This is a genomic window from Desulfovibrio piger (assembly GCF_900116045.1).
Classification (GTDB): Bacteria; Desulfobacterota; Desulfovibrionia; order Desulfovibrionales; family Desulfovibrionaceae; genus Desulfovibrio; species Desulfovibrio piger_A.
On the sequence record NZ_LT630450.1, the window covers coordinates 2,710,502 to 2,727,589 of the forward strand.

The window sequence follows — 17,088 nt, forward strand, 5'->3', positions numbered from 1 at the left end:
CCTTTGCCGTACGGGGCTACTTGAGGGCCGCGGCGCCTGCCTTGGCCACGTTGGTGTCCTCGGCCACGCTGCCGCCGCTGACGCCGATGGCGCCCACGATGACGTTGTCACGGACCAGCAGCTCACCGCCGCCAAAGATCACCAGGCCGCCGTTGGTGGCCTCGATGCCGAACAGCTCCTGTCCGGGCTGGGAAGCGGCGCCCAGGGTGGAGGTGGGCATGTTGAAGTAACGGGCCGTGACGGCCTTCTTGGTGGAGACGTCGATGCTGCCGATGAAGGCGCCGTCCTGACGCACGAAGGCCTTCAGGTTGCCGCCCGCATCCACGATGGCGATATTCATGGGCACGCCCTGGGCCTTGGCCTTGACTAGGGCCGCATCGAGAACCTTCTGGGCCTCGGCCAGGGTCAGGTCGCCGGGAAGCTGGGTCGCGGGGGCCTTGGTCTTGGCCTGGGCCAGACCGGCGCAGAGGACGAGAGCCAGAACGAGAGGAACGATACGCTTCAGCATACAGGACTCCTTTTGCCCGCAAGGGCGGTTTCCTCCTGCTCTAGCACGCTGCCGGTATGGGGGCAAGGGAGGGGGCCCGTTCCCGTGATGGTCCGGCACCGCATCATCCTCCTCCGCTGCCCGCACGGGCAGGCCCTGCGTCTGCCTCGGGCCGCCATCCCCAAAGCCGGCGGCGCATGGCTGCCGGCCCGGCATCAGGCATGGGAGGATCAGGCGCCGGGCAGATGGGGCGAGATGAAGAAGCGCCAGACCAGGGTGGCCAGCAGCAGGGAGAGCGAGACCCAGAGGAAGCGGCGCACGGCCTCGGTGCCGACCTTGATGGCCAGGCGGCTGCCCAGCCAGTTGCCCGCGATGTTGGCCGCCATCATGGGCAGGCCGATGCTCCAGATGACGGCGCCGTTCCAGATGAAGAGGATCATGGCGCCGAGGTTGGAGGCGAAGTTCATGACCTTGGACGTGGCCGAGGCTTCGATGAGGCTGATGCGCAGCACCCAGTGCAGGGCCAGGATCAGGAAACTGCCGGTGCCGGGGCCGAAAAAGCCGTCATAGATGCCCACGATGAGGAAGCAGAGCGGCGCCAGTATCCAGTAGCGGCGGCCGGTGGTGAGCTGGGGCTTCTCCTGTTCCTTCTTGGGCATGAGGGTGGCCAGCATGGCGAAGGGCAGCAGGACCACCAGCACCTTGCCCAGCAGATCGGGCGGGATGTAGAGGGCCAGCTCGGTGCCGATGGCCGCCCCTGCCAGCGAAAAGCCCACGCCCAGCAGGGCCAGCCGCCAGAGGATGAGGTGGCTGCGGGCAAAATTGAGCATGGCCACGCCGGTGCCCAGGCAGCAGCCCACCTTGTTGGTGCCCAGGGCCAGCTGGGGCGGCAGGCCGGAAAGCAGCAGGGCGGGGATGGTGATGAGGCCGCCGCCGCCCGCGATGGAGTCGATGAAGCCCGCCACGAAGGCGGCGCAGGTGCAGAAAAGGATGACGGCCGTGCTGACCATGCTACCATTCCTTGAAGATGACGTAGGCCGCCAGCACGATGAGGGCGAAGCCCAGCACATGGTTCCAGCGCAGGGTCTCGTGCAGGTAGAAGACGGAGAAGAGCGAGAAGACCGTGAGGGAGATGACCTCCTGGATGGTCTTCAGCTCCGCCGCATTGAAATAGCCGTAGCCGATGCGGTTGGCCGGCACCTGCAGCACATACTCGAAGAAGGCGATGCACCAGCTGATGAAGATGACCAGGGGCAGGGCCATGCTCTTGTGCTTCAGGTGACCGTACCAGGCAAAGGTCATGAAGACATTGGAGAGCACCAGCAGGCCGACTGTGGCGACCGGGACGGGGATCTGCATGACAGGCTCCTTCGTGCAGATAAAGAAAAAACGCCCATGTTTCCACAGGCGTTGAAATTTCTGGAGCCCTTGACCAGGATTGAACTGGTGACCTCATCCTTACCAAGGATGCACTCTACCGACTGAGCTACAAGGGCGGTCGTATATGTCCGGGTTTCCCCAAAAAAACGCCCATGTTTCCACAGGCGTCGTGTTGTTTTCTGGAGCCCTTGACCAGGATTGAACTGGTGACCTCATCCTTACCAAGGATGCACTCTACCGACTGAGCTACAAGGGCGCGCTCAACGAAGAGAACTTCTACGGAAAAAGTCCGCCGGGGTCAAGCGATTTTTTCATTTTTTGCCGAGAAAATATCCCCTTGCCTGTAATAGGCCGGAATCCTTCACCTGACGGCCCTTCTTCGCCCGGCGGTGAAGCCCCGTCAGCGCTGTTCCAGCAGGCGCATGAAGCCCCGGAAGAGGGCGCGGCGGGCATGGGGCGGGCGCCGGTCATCTTCCCTGCGGGCTTCGGCCAGCAGCTTTTCCAGCTCCGGGCGCCCCGCGGCTTCGGCATCGGGCCAGGGGAAGGCGGCCAGGAGGGCATCCACGTCCGCCTCGGCAGCGGAGAGCAATTTTTCCCGCCACTGCTCGGCCAGATGCAGGCGGGCGGCATCGGCCTGCTGGCCGTTCCTGCGGGCCTCGATGGCTTCGGCCAGCGGCCCGGCGTCCACCCCGCGCATGAGGCGGCCTATGAACTGGAGCTGGCGGCGCCTGCCTTCGCGGTTGCTGATGCGGGCATACAGGCGCAGGGCCTCCAGCAGGTCGGGCGTCAGGGGCAGCCTGTCCAGCTCGCTGACGGGCAGTTTGGTCAGCTCGGCGCCCAGATCCTGCAGGGCCGAGCTCTGGCGCTTTTTGGCCGAGCGGCTGAGCTGTTCGGGGGCCTCCTGGCCGCTGGTCTCCGCATCCCATTGGTACTGTTTCTTGCGCGGCATCTTAGAGCACCACTCCCAGGATGACGCCCACCAGCACCAGCGGCGAGATGATGCCGTTGAGGGTGAAGAAGACCATGTTCACGCGGCTGAGGTCCTGCGGGCGCATCAGATGGTGCTCCCAGAACAGAATGGCGGACACGCCGGCCCAGAGCACATACCAGGGCCAGGCCAGCCCGGCGGCGATGCCGGTCAGGAACAGGAAGATGGACGTGACGGCATGGGAGAAACCGGCGATGGCCAGGGCCGTGTCCGGGCCGTAGACCGAGGGCACGGAGCAGAGACGGAAGGCCACGTCGAAGTCATAGTCCTGGAAGGAATAGTAGATGTCGAAGGCGCCCACCCAGAAGGTCACGGCAAAGAACAGCATGACGGGGCCCAGTCCCAGGGCCTCGGGATTCACGGCCAGGGCACCGGCCAGGGGCGCCAGGCCGAGGGTGGCCCCCAGCCAGAAGTGGCAGATGGCCGAAAAGCGCTTGGTCAGGCTGTAGGCGGCGGCAAAGAGCAGGGCGGGCACCGAAAGGACGAGGCAGACCGTGTTGATGGCCGCACAGGCCAGGACGAAGATGACCGCCATGACCAGGGAAAAGACCCAGGCCTGGCGCACGCTGATCTCGCCGGTGACCAGATGGCGGTTGGCGGTGCGGGGGTTCTCGCGGTCAAAGGGCAGGTCGAAGATGCGGTTGATGCCCATGGCGAAGGAGCGCACGCCCACCATGGCGATGGTCAGCAGGATGAGCTTGTCCCACGGCGGCATGCCGCCGGCGGCCATGACCGAACCGGCCCAGGCATAGGGCAGGGCGAAGATGGAATGCTCGATGCGGATCATGCGGCAGAAGGAGACGAAGCCGCGGACGGAAAAGCGTCGGCACAGATCCCCGGGACGGCAGGACGGCAGGGAAAAACGGGGCAGGGTGAATCGGGGCAGTTTCATCAGGGATTAACCTCCACAGTCGGCGGGATCGCCGTGCAACTTGTCCAGCGCATGGGGCAGGGCGGGCAGGACAGCTTCCAGATTTTCCACGACGGCCTTGCGGCTGCCGGGCAGGTTGATGATGATGCTCTGTCCCAGCACGCCGGCCACCGCACGCGAGATGGCCGCGTGGGGCGTCTTGGCCAGGCTGGCCTGCATCATGGCCATGCTGAAGCCGGGCAGGGGATAGTCCAGCACCGCGGACGTGATCTGCGGCGAGATGTCGCGCGGGCCCACGCCCGTGCCGCCGCTGGTGCAGATGATGTCATAGCCCTGGTTCAGGGCCAGATCCACCAGCAGGGCGCGCAGCTGCACCGCGTCGTCGGGCAGCAGGAAGCCCTGGCTGTGGCACAGGGGCAGGGCGTCGGCCACCAGGGCGGCCATGGCCGGGCCGCTGGTATCGTCACGCATGCCCTGGGAGCCCTTGTCCGAAAGGGTCACCCAGGCCAGGGCGCGGCCCGTGCGCCGTGTCTCAAGGCTGATCTCGCCCACGGGCAGATCCGCCAGGGCGCGGGTCATCAGGCATTGCAGGGCGTGGCCGCCGTCATCGGCGGGCAGCCAGCAGCGGCCCGTGACGCGCAGCAGCTCCACATGGTTCGCATCATACAGGCCGGTGCCCACAGGGATGAAGGGACACTGGCGCACCAGCGGGGACGCCAGACGATGGCTGGGCATCCCTGCGACCCGGGCCACGGAAAGGGGCATGAGGCCCCCGGCGGAACAGGCGCGCAAGGCAACAGAAAGTTTCATGCATCCTCCACAGACTGCCAAAACGGCAGATGACGGCCGCTATTGTAGCGGCAAGCACAATAAGTTACAAGGACGGCAGCCGCGGCCCGTTCCCGGTGCCCGGCAAGATCAGCAAAGGAGTTTCCATGTCCACCACCCGCAGCCAGGACCAGACGCAGCACCTGCATGTGCTGGGCACCGGCAAGATGCCCGAATTGCAGGGCGGCCCCAGCACGGCGCTGCTGGAATCCTTCCCCAACCGTTATCCCCGGCGCCCGTACGTCATCAGCATCACCTTTCCCGAGTTCACCTCCCTGTGCCCGGTGACGGGACAGCCGGACATGGGCACCATCACCGTGGAGTACATCCCGGACCAGCTGTGCGTGGAATCCAAGAGCTTCAAGCTGTACATGTTCGCCTTCCGCAACCACCAGTCCTTCATGGAGACCATCACCAACACCGTGCTGGAAGACCTGTGGACCGTGCTGGCCCCCTGCTGGTGCCGCGTCAAGGGCCTGTTCGTGCCCCGTGGCGGCACGCGCATCCATGTCTTTGCCGAGCAGTTCAAGGACATGCCCGAGGAAAAGGACGCCGCCGTCCGGGCCGCTGTCCAGGCCTGGCGTACGGAAAGCGATCCGCACAGACCGTGACGCCGCCGTCTCCGGCAGGGGAACGTTTCCTGCCGGAGGCTTTTTCGGTGTGCCGTGCGCCCGGTCCCGGTCCCAGCCGGTACCGGGACGTCTTTTATTAAGGATGTGCCCATGAGCCTTTCGCATGGCGATGCTCCCCGTCCTTCCGGCGGTGGCCGTATGGCCCGCACGGCGGGGATGCTGGCATTGTTCACCCTGTTTTCCCGCCTGCTGGGGCTGGTGCGCGACATGGGCATGGCCTGGCTGGTGGGCTGCGGGCCGGTGGCCGATGCCCTGGTGGCGGCCCTGCGCCTGCCGCATCTGCTGCGCCGCCTGCTGGGCGAAGGCTCCCTGTCCATGACGCTCACGGCCTGGCTGGTGCGGCACGATGTCGCGCATGGCCGGGAGGAGCTGCTGCCCGCTCTGGTCTCCGGCCTGCTCCGGCGTCTCGTGCTGGCGCTGGGCGGCCTTGTCCTGCTGGGCATGCTGGCGGCGCCGCAGCTGCTGGCCTTTCTGGCCCCCGCCCTTTCCCCCGAGGCCCTGGCGGAGGGCAGCAGGCTGTTCCGGCTCTGCCTGCCCTATGTGCTGCTGGCTGGGCTGGCGGCCCTGGGCATGGCGGTGCTGCATTGCCGCGAAGTCTTCTGGCTGCCCGCGCTTTCGCCCGTCATCTTCAATGTGGTGGTCATCGGCGCCATGCTGGCGGGCTGGTGGGCGGGCGGGACGGAGGCAGTGCCGGCGGCCCTGGCCGCGGGCATGAGCGCCGGGGGCCTGGCCCAGTGGCTGGCCCAGTGGGGCTATGCCCGCCATGTCTTTCCCGCGGCCAAGGCGAAGCGCCCGGCCGCTGTGCCCTCCGGCCGCGAGCTGTGGGGCTGTCTGGGGCGCCTGCCCCTGGGCCTGCTGGGGGCGGCCGCACCGCAGCTGGTGATGCTGGCGGCCATGGGCCTGGCTGCGGGCAGCCAGATAGCGGGCCTGTACTATGCCGAACGCCTGCTGGAACTGCCGCTGGGCCTCATCGGGGCCTGCCTGGGCATGGCCAGCCTGCCGCGTTTGAGCCGCCTGGCCGGAGAAAAGGATTTTGCCGCCTTCCGGCAGGACATGGCCCTGGCCCTGCGCTGGGCCACGCTTTTGTCCCTGCCCGCGGCGGCGGGTCTGTGGGCCGTGGGCCCCTGCCTTGTGGACGTACTGCTGCATCACGGGGAATTCGACGCCACGGGGGTGCGGCAGGTGACGCTGGCCCTCTGGGCGTACCTGCCCTGCCTGCCCGCCTGCGCGGTGAGCCGTTGCCTGCTGGCGGGCTGCAATGCCCTGGGTGACGTGCGCCTGACGGCCTTGTCCTCGCTGCTGGCCGTCGTTTTTACGCTTGCAGGCGGGGCGTGGCTGTTACATAGTATGGCAAGGGACATCTATTTCTGTTTGCCGGCCGCGGCGGCCAGCGCGGCCCTGTGGGGACAGACCCTCTGGCTGTGGCGGGGGCTGCGCCGGCGCGTGCGGCCCGTGCTGCCCGCGTGGGCGCTCCTGGACGGCATGGCCTGCCTGCGGCATGTGCTGGCCGCGGGCGGGGCGGCGGCGGGGGCCCTGGCTGTCCTGCGCCTGTGCGGCATGGCCTGCCCGCTGCGGGAGCCGTTGTCCGTCGTGCCGGTCGTGTTGCCCGGGCTGCCCGCAGCAGGGGCGCTGGCCCTGTCCATAGGGGCCGGGTGCTGTGCCTGGGGGGGCGTCCTCATCCTGCTCGGGGATGCCGATATGCGTATGCTGGCACACAAGCTGCGCACAAAATCGCAAGGAGATTCCCGCTCGTGAAGCGGTCCGTTCTTATTTTCCTGACCAGATACCGCCGCTGGGTGGCCCTGGCCTGCTGGCTTTTGGCCGTGCTGCTCTTTCTGTCGCAGGCGGCGTGGAACATCATGGCTGAACGCAGTGCTGCCCAGAGCCGCCTGCAGAGCGAGGCAGGCCGCGTGGCCAGCCGTTTCACCCATCTGCTGGGACTGTACGGTGAGCTCACCGCCGTTTCCACGGACGCGCTGGTGACGGGGCTCATGGAGGACCCGCGCCTGTATGCCGTGACCGTGCAGGTGGGGGACAGCCTTTTTTCCGGCCAGCGCCGCAACGCGCACTGGGAGGCGGTGCCCTGGGACGGCGAGATCACGGAGAACACCGTGCAGGGCATGAGCCCGCTGCGCCGGGAAGGACAGCCCGTGGGCACGGTGGAGGTCTATCTTGCCCGCCGTCTGGTGCAGGAAGGTTCGGACAGGGTCATGCAGCGCGAGATCTGGCGTTTCGTCATCAATACCCTGCTGCTCAGCGTCTTTCTGGCGGCCCTGTACTGGCACTGGGGCGATCTGGAGCGTTTGCGTTCCCTGGGGCGGCGGCTTTTGCGCAAGCGCGGAGAGCCGGGACGGCCGGAGGCCGGAAGCCGGGACGTGCGGCCCGGGGATGGCCCTGCCGGGGCAGGGGAGGTCCTGCCTGTGGATGCGGTCCGGGGCAGGCATTTCCAGCAGGCGAACCCCGCGAGCTGGCGCATGACCGCGGCCCTGTTCCGCCAGACCTTTGCCCATGCGCCCATGCTCATGATGCGCCTGTACGCGGAAGATGAGCTGGAAGGGCTGTGCCATCTGGGGCGGATGCTGGCTGCCGCGGCGCCCTGCCTGGGAGCCGCCCGCCTTGAGGACAGCGCCCGCGAGATGCTCGGCGCGCTGGAGGATCCCGGCTGCGAGGCCCGTGCCCTGGCCGTGGAGACCTGTGCCGCCGATCTTGAGGAAGTTTTGCGGGCCCTGAGCGGGGCCGCAGTGAAATAAGGAGAGACTATGGGCTTTTTTTCCGCAGTAAAAAAGTTTTTTGGTGGGAGCGCCGAGGAGGCGAAAGAAACGCAGGCCGCGGCAGTGGAGAAGGAAACGGCCGCAACGCCTGTGGCCCCGGAGGAGCCTGCCGCTGATACCGGGAGCGCTGCAGCGGAGCCGGAAAGCGCGCCGGAACCGGAGAGCGTCCCGGCGGCTGACGAAACCGTTGCCCCTGCGGAAGACATATCTGCGGACGAGGCCCCGGAGGACGGGGCCGCTCCCGTTGCCGGGGAAACCGGGCTGGCGGAGCCTGAGGCGGAAGCCGTGGTCGCTGCTGAACCCGTGGAAGTGACTGCCGCTGAATGCGATGCTGTTGCTGCCGAGGCCCCGGAGGAGAGCAAGACCGCCGAAGCTGTCGTGGCGGCGGCGCCTGCCGGCCAGCCTGCGGCGTCCGAGGCTCCGCTGGAAGCCGGGGTCACTACGGAGGAAGATGCGCCTGTGGCGGAAGCCGAGGGCCCGGCCTCTCTGGGCGAGTCTTCTGTGGAGGTCGAAAGCGAAGCGGCCGCCGAAGCAGAAGAAGCCCCGGCTGCTGTTGCGGAAGCGGAGATCTCGTCGGATGAGGTGCCCGCGACGGAAGCGGCTGGCGGACCTGTGGCGCCGGAAGAAACATCCGGTGATGCCGGTGCGGAAGCGGATGCGCAGGAGCGGGATGACGCCAGCGCGGACACGGCTGCCCCGGAAAACGCTGTTGCGGAAGCTGAAACTGTCGAAGTCTGCGAAGAGCCCGCCAGTGCCGTTGCGGCTCCCTCAGACACCGGGGAAGAAAGGCTTGCCGACATGGAAGAGGCCCGGCCTGAAACGGAAACTGCGGCGGTCGAGGCTGAGACCGTTGTGGAGGCTGGCCAGGAAGCGGAAGAAGGATCGCTGCCTGCGGAATCGACCGGGGCCGATACCGTCGATGCGGCTGAGGCTGCCGGTGACGATACGGTCGCCGCCAGCTCTGCGGAAGCCGGTGAAGCTGCGGATGAAGAAGAGGCCGAAGCCGGAACGGATGCCGCGGAAGATGAGGCGGTCCGCGACGAGGTCCGCGAAGGAGCGGAAGAAAATCACGAAGCGGCGGCGCCCCGTCGCAGCTGGTGGCAGCGCATTTTCGGCAGTGACGAAGATACGGCCCGGCCGGAAGCTGAGGCCCCGGCTGCCGAAGCTGAGGACACGCCTGCTGTGCCGGAGCAGGAGGTGGACGAGGACGTCCGCCCTGATGCTGCCGCCGCTGGAGCCCATGCGGACGAAAGCGTTGCAGCCGCCGAAAGCGCCGGGCAGGAACCTCCGCTCAAGGTGGACGAAGGCACGGAAACTGCCGCTGCCGCCTTGCCGGAACAGGATGGGCCCGCCGCTGCGACCGCGCCGGAACAGGGCGGATCCGTCTCCGTGGCCGATGCGGCCCTTGCCGCCACTGCCGTTGCCGCGGCGGCTGCCACGGCCGAGCGTCCCACGGCGCCCGCGCTGGAGACCTGCGGTCTGGACCCGGCGCTGGCCCAGTCCCTGATCCTGCGCCTGCGCGAGGCCGAACCGCGCCTCTCCGTCTGGCTGGGCATCGTGCTGGAAGGGGTGGAGGAAGCCGGGGACGAGCTCTGGAAGCGTCTGCGCTTCCTGCTGCGTTCGCTGGATGCGCCCGCCGCCGAAGTGGATGCCTTCGTGGATGACTTCCGCGGCTGGCTGGAGCGCATGGAATATGTGCAGCTGGACGAGTTCCGCTCCGAATTGCAGTACCGCCTGACCCTGGCCCTGGACATGGAGGACGAGGAGGACGAGCGCAGCCGCCTGTTCCTCAAGATCAGCGAAGGCCTGAGCCGTACCCGCGAGCAGTTCTCCCGCCGTCTGGACAGCCTGTTCAGCAGCCACGGCGAACTCGATGAAAGCTTCTGGGAAGAGCTGGAAGAGCTCTTCATCATGGCCGACCTGGGCTACGAACCGTCGCTGGAGCTGGTGGAGCGTCTGCGTGAACGGGCCCGCAAGGAGAATGTGACCCGCGTGGAAGACGTGCGCGGCCTGCTCATGGCCGAAGTGGACGAGATCTTCCGCCTGCCGCGTCGCATCAGCGCCGTGAACCCGCCCGAAGTGGTGCTCTTCATCGGCGTCAACGGTGTGGGCAAGACCACCACCATCGCCAAGCTGGCCCATCGTGCCCGCATGCAGGGCAAAAAGGTCATGATCGCCGCGGCCGACACCTTCCGCGCGGCGGCCATCGAACAGCTGCAGGTCTGGGCCGAGCGCGTGGGCGCGCTTTTCCATGCCCGTCCCGCCGGTTCCGATCCGGCCTCCGTGGCCTACGAGGCCATGGACCGCGCCCTGGCCGAAAAGGTGGACATCCTCTTTGTGGATACCGCCGGCCGCCTGCAGACCAAGGTCAACCTCATGGAAGAGCTGACCAAGATCCGCCAGGTGCTGGGCAAGAAACATGAAGGTGCGCCGCACCGCTGCGTCCTGGTCATCGACGCCACCACCGGCCAGAACGCCCTGTCGCAGGCCAAGCTCTTCAAGGAAGCCGCCGGCGTGGACGAACTCATCCTCACCAAGCTGGACGGTACGGCCAAGGGCGGCGTGGCCATTGCCGTGGCCATGCAGGAAAAGCTGCCCATCACCTATGTGGGCCTGGGCGAAAAGCTCGAGGATCTGCGGCCCTTCAACGGCGCCGACTACGCCCGCGCCCTGCTGGGCGACCTGGACCAGGGCAAATAGCGCTGCGGTTGTCATGAGAGGCATGAGGGGGGCTTTCCGTGAGGGGAAGCCCCCCTCTCGCGTTCCTTTATGGGGGGCAGGCGTGTGATGCATGCCCGTGAGGTCGATGGCACGACCGTCTTTTTTATGACAGGCGCCTTCGGGGCCCGGCAGGCAGGATCTTTTTTCTCCCGAGGCGGGAAGGGCAGCAGGAGCGCGAAAAAAAATCCCGCCCGCTGTGAAAAAAACTTGACGCATCGTCCCATTCCCGGTAGAAGGAACCTCGCCTTGAGCAACAAGGCTGTTCCCTGGACGGCAGGGAAGGGCAGATCGAGTCTGTCCTGATGCACCCAAAGCGGTCGCTCCGCGGCGGGTTTTGACATGTGCAGGCGTTACCAGATGCCGAGACAATGTCGAGCCGTTCCAGCCCACACAGCGGATCCCACCTGGCGATCAGGTGACCCCGGGCTGTAAAGGTAGGGGGGAATGTTCCCCCATTTGGTGACCCTGCGGGACCACCCTCGTCACTGCTTCCGTCAGTGACAGGCCTGGGCTGCGCCGGGAAGCATCACACGGATGATGCAGGCACGCTCAGGCGTCCGTACCTTCCGATATATCTGATCCTTTCAGATTCTGTGATGTGCGCTGCTTCAAGCGCTTCTCTTCCCCAAGTTGTTGCCCAGTCTCCCAACGGGTGAGGCCGACCTTCGGGCCCGTGGTTTTTTGGCCCGCGAAAAGCTGTTAAGAAACCTGCGCCGAACCCAACCGGCCAGGATTTTTCAAACGGAGTAGGCAACAATGACGACAGTTAGCAGTGATCGCATTCGGATCAAGCTCAAAGCCTACGATTACCGCATCCTGGACAAGGCTGTTGCGGAAATCGTGGATACGGCGCGCAATACCGGTGCCGGTGTGGCCGGGCCCATCCCGCTGCCCACCAATATTCACAAGTACACCATCCAGCGTTCCGTGCATGTGGACAAGAAGTCCCGTGAGCAGTTCGAAATGCGCATCCACAAGCGGCTTATGGACATCCTTGAACCCACGCAGCAGACCGTTGACGCCCTCGGCAAGCTTTCCCTGCCCGCTGGCGTGGACGTTGAAATCAAGCTCTAGTGAGAGGCAGTCATGGCTGAGAAAATGGGAATTTTGGGTCGTAAACTTGGTATGACCCGCATTTTTGCCGGTGACGGCGCCGCTGTGCCCGTCACGGTGATTCAGGCCGGGCCCTGCCCCGTCACCCAGGTGAAGACCGTTGAGACCGACGGTTACAACGCCCTGCAGATCGCGCTGACCGAAGACAAGGAAAAGCACGTCAGCAAGGCCATGAAGGGCCACTTCGCCAAGGCCGGCACCGGCCTGTACCGCGAACTGCGTGAGATCCGCCTGGAAAACGCCCCTGAAATGGAACCCGGTCAGGAACTGACCGTGGAAATGTTTGCTACCGGCGACGTGGTCAAAGTGACCGCCAAGAGCATCGGTAAGGGCTACCAGGGCCGTATGCGCCGTTGGAACTTCGCCGGTTCCAAGGATACGCACGGTTGCGAAAAAGTGCACCGTAACAACGGCTCCATCGGTAACAACACCTTCCCCGGCCACGTGTTCAAGGGCCGCAAGATGGCTGGCCATTGGGGCAACGAAACCGTGACGGAAATGGGCCTTGTGATCGTTGACGTTCGTCCCGCCGACAACGTCATCCTGGTCAAGGGTTCCGTGCCCGGCCCCAAGAACGGGCTGGTGCTGGTCCGCAAGCAGTAGAGGAAGCACAACAATGGCTACCGTGAAAGTTTATGACCAGAACAAGCAGGAATGCGGCGAACTGACGCTTTCCGCCGACGTGTTTGAAGTTGAGGCTCGTCCCGAGATCCTCAACCTCGTGGTGCGTGCCCAGATGGCCGCCAAACGCGCCGGTACCCACATGGCCAAGACCCGCGCCTTCGTTTCCGGCGGCGGCGTGAAGCCCTGGAAGCAGAAGGGCACCGGTCGCGCCCGTTCCGGCTCCAACCGTTCGCCCGTGTGGCGTGGCGGCGCCATCGTGTTTGGCCCCCAGCCCCGCGATTACAGCTTCAAGGTCAACAGCAAGGTGCGCGCCCTGGCCATGAAGATGGCCCTGTCGAGCCGTCTGGCCGCCGAAAACCTGCTGGTGGTCAAGGGCATCGAACTGCCCGAAGCCAAGACCAAGCATTTTGCCAAAGTGGCCGGTACGCTGGGCCTGAACAAGGCCCTCATCGTGACCGCCGAGGAAAGCGAAGTCCTGACCCGCTCCGCCCGCAACATCCCCGGCATCACGCTGACCACGCCTGATCGCCTGAGCGTGCTGGAGATCCTCCGCCACAAGCAGCTGGTCCTGCTGGAAGGCGCCGTGGCGCCCGTGCAGGCCCGCTTTGAGAAATAAGAGGGGCAACTCATGGAATTCACCCAGGTTCTTATCAAGCCCCTGCTGACGGAAAAGACCACCCTGCTGAAGGATGCGTCCCGTCAGGTGGCTTTCTATGTTCATCCCGGCGCCAACAAGCTTGAGATCAAGCAGGCCGTGGAAAAGGCTTTTGATGTGAAAGTGGAAGCGGTCAACGTGGTTCGCAAGGCTCCCTCCAACCGGGAACGCCAGGGCCGCGTGGTGGGCCGCAAGCCCGGCTGGAAGAAGGCCTATGTGACCTTGCGCCAGGGCGATAAAATCGAGTTCTTCGAGGGAGTGTAAAATGGCTGTCCGTAAGCTGAAACCGACCTCCGCCGGGCGTCGTTTCCAGACGGTTTCCGACTTCGCGGAAATCACCCGGACGACCCCTGAGAAGTCGCTCACCGTGGGCCTGACCAAGAAGGCCGGCCGCAACAACCGTGGCCGCGTGACCAGCCGTCGCCGTGGCGGCGGTGTGAAGCGCCTGTACCGCATCATCGACTTCAAGCGCAACAAGTTCGGCATCGCCGCCAAGGTTGCGCACATCGAATACGACCCCAACCGTACCGCCCGTATCGCCCTGCTCCACTATGTGGACGGCGAAAAGCGCTACATCATCGCTCCTGTGGGCCTGAAGCAGGGCGACGTGGTGCTGGCCGGTGAAGGTGCCGACATCAAGCCCGGCAACGCCATGCAGATGTCCCGCATCCCGGTGGGTACCGTGATCCACAACGTCGAGCTGTACCCCGGCAAGGGCGGCCAGCTCTGCCGCGCCGCCGGCACCTATGCCCAGCTCGTGGCCAAGGAAGGCAAGTACGCCCTGCTGCGTCTGCCCTCCGGCGAAGTGCGCAAGGTCCTGGCTTCCTGCGTGGCCACTGTGGGCCAGGTGGGCAACATCCAGCACGAAAACATCTCCCTGGGCAAGGCCGGCCGCAACCGCTGGCTGGGTCGCCGTCCTCAGGTCCGCGGTGTGGCCATGAACCCCATCGACCATCCCCTGGGCGGTGGCGAAGGCCGCAGCTCCGGTGGTCGTCATCCCGTGTCGCCCTGGGGTATGCCTGCCAAGGGCTTCAAGACCCGCGACAAGAACAAGGCTTCTTCGCGCCTTATCATCAAGCGCCGCGGCCAGAAGTAGGAGTAGCAGATGCCCAGATCTTTGAAGAAAGGGCCGTTCATCGACGGCCACCTGATGAAGAAGGTTGACGCCGCGGTGGCCTCCAATGACCATCGCGTGGTGAAGACCTGGTCGCGCCGCTCGACCATCCTGCCCGAAATGGTGGGCCTGACCTTTGCGGTGCACAATGGCAAAAAGTTTGTGCCGGTGTTCGTGACCGAAAACATGGTGGGCCACAAGCTGGGCGAATTTTCGCCCACCCGTACCTTCCACGGCCACGCCGCTGACAAAAAGGCCAAGGCCGGCAAGAAGTAGGGTAGAGATATGGAATCCAAAGCTATCGCGAAATTCCAGCGCGTGTCGCCCCGCAAGACCCGCCTTGTGGCCAAGAACGTGCAGGGCAAGGGTGTGGAAGAAGCCATGAACATTCTGCGCTTCACCCCCAACAAGCCCGCCGGCGTGCTGCTGAATGTGCTCAAGAGCGCCGTGGCCAATGCCTCCCAGCTGGGCGGCGTGAACGTGGACGCCATGGTCATCAAGGAAGTCATCGTGAACGAAGGCCCCACCTGGAAGCGCTTCATGCCCCGCGCCCAGGGCCGTGCCACCAAGATTCACAAGCGTACCAGCCACGTTACCGTTATACTCGCAGAAGGGCAGGAATAGGCTATGGGTCAGAAAGTTCATCCGTTTGGCTTCCGGCTGGGGTACAACAAGAACTGGCAGTCCCGCTGGTTCAGCAAGAAGGACTACCCTGCCTTTGTGTTTGAAGACAGCAAGATTCGCGCCTATGTGAAGAAGCTCCTGTATCATGCGGGGCTGGCCAAGATCGAAATCGAACGCGCCGGTGGCAAGATCCGCCTGATCCTGTCCACCGCCCGTCCCGGTATCGTCATCGGCCGCAAGGGCGTGGAAATCGAAAAGCTGCGCGGCGACCTCCGCCAGAAGTTTGGCCGTGAGTTCTCGCTGGAAGTGAATGAAATCCGCCGTCCCGAAGTGGAAGCCCAGCTCGTGGCCGAAAACATCGCCCAGCAGCTGGAACGCCGCGTGGCCTTCCGTCGCGCCATGAAGCGCACGGTGTCCATGGCCCGCAAGTTCGGTGGCGAAGGCATCAAGGTGACCTGCTCCGGTCGTCTGGCGGGCGCTGAAATCGCCCGTACCGAATGGTACCGTGACGGTCGCGTGCCGTTGCAGACCCTGCGCGCCGACATCGACTACGGCTTTGCCGAAGCGCACACCACCTACGGCATCATCGGTGTCAAGGTGTGGATCTACAAGGGTGAAATCCTTGACAAAGAGGTTGATCAGTAATGCTCGCGCCCAAGAAAGTTAAATTCCGTAAATGGCAGAAGGGCCGCCTGCGCGGCCTGGCCAGCCGCGGCGCCTCCATCGCCTTTGGCGATATTGGCCTGAAGGCCGTGCAGCACGGTCAGTTGTCCAGCCAGCAGATTGAAGCCGCCCGTATCGCCATGATGCGTCACATCAAGCGTGGCGGCAAGGTCTGGATCCGCGTGTTCCCCGACCGCCCCGTGACCGCCAAGCCTCTTGAAACCCGTCAGGGTTCCGGTAAGGGGGCTCCGGTGGGCTGGTGCGCTCCGGTCAAGCCCGGCCGCGTGCTGTATGAAATCAAGGGCGTCAGCCTTGACCTGGCTCGCGAGGCTCTGACCCGCGCCGCCCACAAGCTGCCCGTGAAGACCATCATCGTGGTGAGGGAGGGCCTGTAGTATGGCTGCCAAGAAGAACGAAAAAGCCGCCATGGCCACTGCCGCCGAGCTGCGCGACATGAGCGTCGAAGAGCTGCGTGCCAAGCTGGCCGAACAGCGCGAAGAACTCATGACGGCCCGTTTCAAGCATGCCACCGCGCAGCTTGAAAAGACTTCCGAGCTCAAGGCCATGCGCCGTCAGGTGGCTCGCATTTCCACCGTTTTGACTGAAAAGGAATAGAGGGGCTGAACCATGCAAGCTCTGGAAAATCGCAAGGGCAGAACCCTCACCGGTATCGTTGTCAGCGACAAGAACGACAAGACCATCGTCGTGCGCGTTGAAACGCTGGTGAAGCATCCTCTGCTCAAGAAGTATGTGAGGCGCCGCAAAAAGTTCACGGCTCATGATCCCATGAACGAATGCGGCATGGGCGACAAGGTTAAAATCGTGGAGTTCCGCCCCATGTCGCGCAACAAGCGCTGGCATCTGGTCTCCATCATCGAAAAGGCTGTGTAGGGTAGAACCATGATCCAGGTAGAATCGACTCTTCAGGTGGCCGACAACAGCGGCGCCAAAAAGGTGGCCTGCATCAAGGTGCTCGGTGGCTCCCACCGCCGTTATGCTTCCGTGGGCGACATCATCGTCGTGTCCGTCAAGGAAGCCATGCCCCACAGCAAGGTCAAGAAAGGCGACGTCATGAAGGCCGTTATCGTGCGCACCGCCAAGGAAGTGCGCCGCATGGACGGCTCCTACATCAAGTTCGACGGCAACGCCGCTGTCCTGCTCTCCAACCAGGGCGAACCCGTGGGTACCCGTATTTTCGGACCCGTCGCTCGTGAGCTGCGCGCCGCCAACTTCATGAAGATCATTTCTCTTGCCCCCGAAGTGCTGTAGGAGATGACTATGAAAACGTATCGCATCCGCAAGGACGACAAGGTGATGGTCATCACCGGCAAGGACGCGGGCAAGATCGGCAAGGTGCTCAAGGTTCTTCCCAAGAAGGACCGCGTGCTGGTGGAAAAGGTCAACGTGGCCAAGCGCCACATGCGCCCCAACCCCTACGCCCAGCAGCCCGGTGGCATCGTGGAAAAGGAAATGCCCATCCACGTGTCCAACGTGATGGTGGTGTGCTCCGCTTGCGCCAAGCCGACCAAGGTGGGCTACAAGTACATTGAGTCCGAAGGCAAGCAGAAAAAAGTGCGCTTCTGCAAGAAGTGCAACGAAGTTATGGAATAAGGTGAT

The 17,088-nt window shown here is 64.7% G+C and carries 23 protein-coding genes and 2 tRNA genes; 17 read left to right on the forward strand and 8 right to left on the reverse strand.

From position 1 onward, the window contains the following. Window positions 1-16: 16 nt before the first annotated feature. From DESPIGER_RS12065 to DESPIGER_RS12100, 8 genes are all read right to left on the reverse strand, one after another. Complete coding sequence (locus DESPIGER_RS12065; RefSeq protein ID WP_173783297.1) at window positions 17-508, reverse strand: GlcG/HbpS family heme-binding protein; 492 nt, start codon at window positions 506-508, stop codon at window positions 17-19. A 209-nt stretch (window positions 509-717) separates the two neighbouring features. Continuing rightward, window positions 718-1,497: a sulfite exporter TauE/SafE family protein gene (locus tag DESPIGER_RS12070; protein ID WP_072337286.1), complete on the reverse strand. Its 780-nt coding sequence runs from the start codon at window positions 1,495-1,497 to the stop codon at window positions 718-720. 1 nt (window position 1,498) lies between these two features. Then, window positions 1,499-1,846: a DMT family protein gene (locus DESPIGER_RS12075; RefSeq protein WP_072337288.1), complete on the reverse strand. Its 348-nt coding sequence runs from the start codon at window positions 1,844-1,846 to the stop codon at window positions 1,499-1,501. 61 nt (window positions 1,847-1,907) lie between these two features. Continuing rightward, window positions 1,908-1,983, reverse strand: a tRNA-Thr gene (locus tag DESPIGER_RS12080). A gap of 64 nt (window positions 1,984-2,047) precedes the next feature. Then, window positions 2,048-2,123, reverse strand: a tRNA-Thr gene (locus DESPIGER_RS12085). Between the two features lie 144 nt (window positions 2,124-2,267). After that, window positions 2,268-2,816: a ribosome biogenesis factor YjgA gene (gene yjgA / locus DESPIGER_RS12090; protein WP_072337290.1), complete on the reverse strand. Its 549-nt coding sequence runs from the start codon at window positions 2,814-2,816 to the stop codon at window positions 2,268-2,270. Window position 2,817: 1 nt separating this feature from the next. Then, entirely contained in the window at window positions 2,818-3,642 is an 825-nt protein-coding gene (locus tag DESPIGER_RS12095; RefSeq protein ID WP_072337766.1) for a 4-hydroxybenzoate octaprenyltransferase, read from the reverse strand. A gap of 111 nt (window positions 3,643-3,753) precedes the next feature. Beyond that, window positions 3,754-4,536 carry a MogA/MoaB family molybdenum cofactor biosynthesis protein gene (locus DESPIGER_RS12100; RefSeq protein ID WP_072337291.1) on the reverse strand — a complete coding sequence of 261 codons (783 nt, stop codon included), beginning with the start codon at window positions 4,534-4,536 and terminating at the stop codon, window positions 3,754-3,756. 125 nt (window positions 4,537-4,661) lie between these two features. Here DESPIGER_RS12100 and queF point away from each other — a divergent pair, with 125 nt between their 5' ends. The 17 genes from queF to rplX all read left to right on the forward strand — a co-directional run bounded on the left by queF (window position 4,662) and on the right by rplX (window position 17,082). Beyond that, complete coding sequence (queF, locus tag DESPIGER_RS12105; protein ID WP_072337293.1) at window positions 4,662-5,165, forward strand: preQ(1) synthase; 504 nt, start codon at window positions 4,662-4,664, stop codon at window positions 5,163-5,165. Window positions 5,166-5,276: 111 nt separating this feature from the next. Then, window positions 5,277-6,941 (forward strand): murein biosynthesis integral membrane protein MurJ, encoded by a 1,665-nt coding sequence (gene murJ, locus DESPIGER_RS12110; protein WP_072337295.1) that lies wholly within the window; start codon window positions 5,277-5,279, stop codon window positions 6,939-6,941. Continuing rightward, window positions 6,938-7,936 (forward strand): hypothetical protein, encoded by a 999-nt coding sequence (locus tag DESPIGER_RS12115; protein WP_072337297.1) that lies wholly within the window; start codon window positions 6,938-6,940, stop codon window positions 7,934-7,936. Before murJ ends, DESPIGER_RS12115 begins: the two co-directional genes overlap by 4 nt. A 1,218-nt stretch (window positions 7,937-9,154) precedes the next feature. Beyond that, window positions 9,155-10,657, forward strand: a complete 1,503-nt coding sequence (gene ftsY, locus DESPIGER_RS12120; RefSeq protein WP_418741331.1) for a signal recognition particle-docking protein FtsY — start codon at window positions 9,155-9,157, stop codon at window positions 10,655-10,657. A 777-nt stretch (window positions 10,658-11,434) separates the two neighbouring features. Next, the gene (gene rpsJ, locus DESPIGER_RS12125) at window positions 11,435-11,752 is read left to right on the forward strand and encodes a 30S ribosomal protein S10 (protein WP_006008400.1); all 318 of its coding nucleotides are present in this window, start codon (window positions 11,435-11,437) and stop codon (window positions 11,750-11,752) included. Window positions 11,753-11,764: 12 nt separating this feature from the next. Further along, entirely contained in the window at window positions 11,765-12,394 is a 630-nt protein-coding gene (gene rplC / locus DESPIGER_RS12130) for a 50S ribosomal protein L3 (protein ID WP_072337299.1), read from the forward strand. Between the two features lie 13 nt (window positions 12,395-12,407). Continuing rightward, the gene (gene rplD / locus DESPIGER_RS12135) at window positions 12,408-13,031 is read left to right on the forward strand and encodes a 50S ribosomal protein L4 (protein ID WP_072337300.1); all 624 of its coding nucleotides are present in this window, start codon (window positions 12,408-12,410) and stop codon (window positions 13,029-13,031) included. Between the two features lie 12 nt (window positions 13,032-13,043). Then, window positions 13,044-13,334, forward strand: coding sequence for a 50S ribosomal protein L23 (gene rplW / locus DESPIGER_RS12140; protein ID WP_072337302.1), 291 nt, complete (start codon window positions 13,044-13,046; stop codon window positions 13,332-13,334). A 1-nt stretch (window position 13,335) separates the two neighbouring features. Further along, complete coding sequence (rplB, locus tag DESPIGER_RS12145; protein ID WP_006008408.1) at window positions 13,336-14,166, forward strand: 50S ribosomal protein L2; 831 nt, start codon at window positions 13,336-13,338, stop codon at window positions 14,164-14,166. A 9-nt stretch (window positions 14,167-14,175) separates the two neighbouring features. Continuing rightward, window positions 14,176-14,460: a 30S ribosomal protein S19 gene (gene rpsS / locus DESPIGER_RS12150; protein WP_006008410.1), complete on the forward strand. Its 285-nt coding sequence runs from the start codon at window positions 14,176-14,178 to the stop codon at window positions 14,458-14,460. A 9-nt stretch (window positions 14,461-14,469) separates the two neighbouring features. Continuing rightward, complete coding sequence (gene rplV / locus DESPIGER_RS12155) at window positions 14,470-14,808, forward strand: 50S ribosomal protein L22 (protein WP_006008412.1); 339 nt, start codon at window positions 14,470-14,472, stop codon at window positions 14,806-14,808. A gap of 3 nt (window positions 14,809-14,811) precedes the next feature. Further along, on the forward strand, window positions 14,812-15,453 hold the full coding sequence (rpsC, locus tag DESPIGER_RS12160) for a 30S ribosomal protein S3 (protein WP_006008414.1): 642 nt from the start codon (window positions 14,812-14,814) through the stop codon (window positions 15,451-15,453). Then, window positions 15,453-15,866, forward strand: coding sequence for a 50S ribosomal protein L16 (gene rplP, locus DESPIGER_RS12165; RefSeq protein WP_006008417.1), 414 nt, complete (start codon window positions 15,453-15,455; stop codon window positions 15,864-15,866). The genes rpsC and rplP overlap by 1 nt, the downstream gene beginning before the upstream one ends. Before the next feature lie 31 nt (window positions 15,867-15,897). Continuing rightward, on the forward strand, window positions 15,898-16,086 hold the full coding sequence (gene rpmC / locus DESPIGER_RS12170) for a 50S ribosomal protein L29 (protein ID WP_040369967.1): 189 nt from the start codon (window positions 15,898-15,900) through the stop codon (window positions 16,084-16,086). Window positions 16,087-16,098: 12 nt separating this feature from the next. Then, window positions 16,099-16,362 carry a 30S ribosomal protein S17 gene (rpsQ, locus tag DESPIGER_RS12175; RefSeq protein WP_006008421.1) on the forward strand — a complete coding sequence of 88 codons (264 nt, stop codon included), beginning with the start codon at window positions 16,099-16,101 and terminating at the stop codon, window positions 16,360-16,362. 9 nt (window positions 16,363-16,371) lie between these two features. Continuing rightward, on the forward strand, window positions 16,372-16,740 hold the full coding sequence (gene rplN, locus DESPIGER_RS12180; RefSeq protein WP_006008423.1) for a 50S ribosomal protein L14: 369 nt from the start codon (window positions 16,372-16,374) through the stop codon (window positions 16,738-16,740). A 9-nt stretch (window positions 16,741-16,749) separates the two neighbouring features. Continuing rightward, window positions 16,750-17,082 carry a 50S ribosomal protein L24 gene (gene rplX, locus DESPIGER_RS12185; RefSeq protein WP_040369827.1) on the forward strand — a complete coding sequence of 111 codons (333 nt, stop codon included), beginning with the start codon at window positions 16,750-16,752 and terminating at the stop codon, window positions 17,080-17,082. Window positions 17,083-17,088 lie beyond the last annotated feature (6 nt).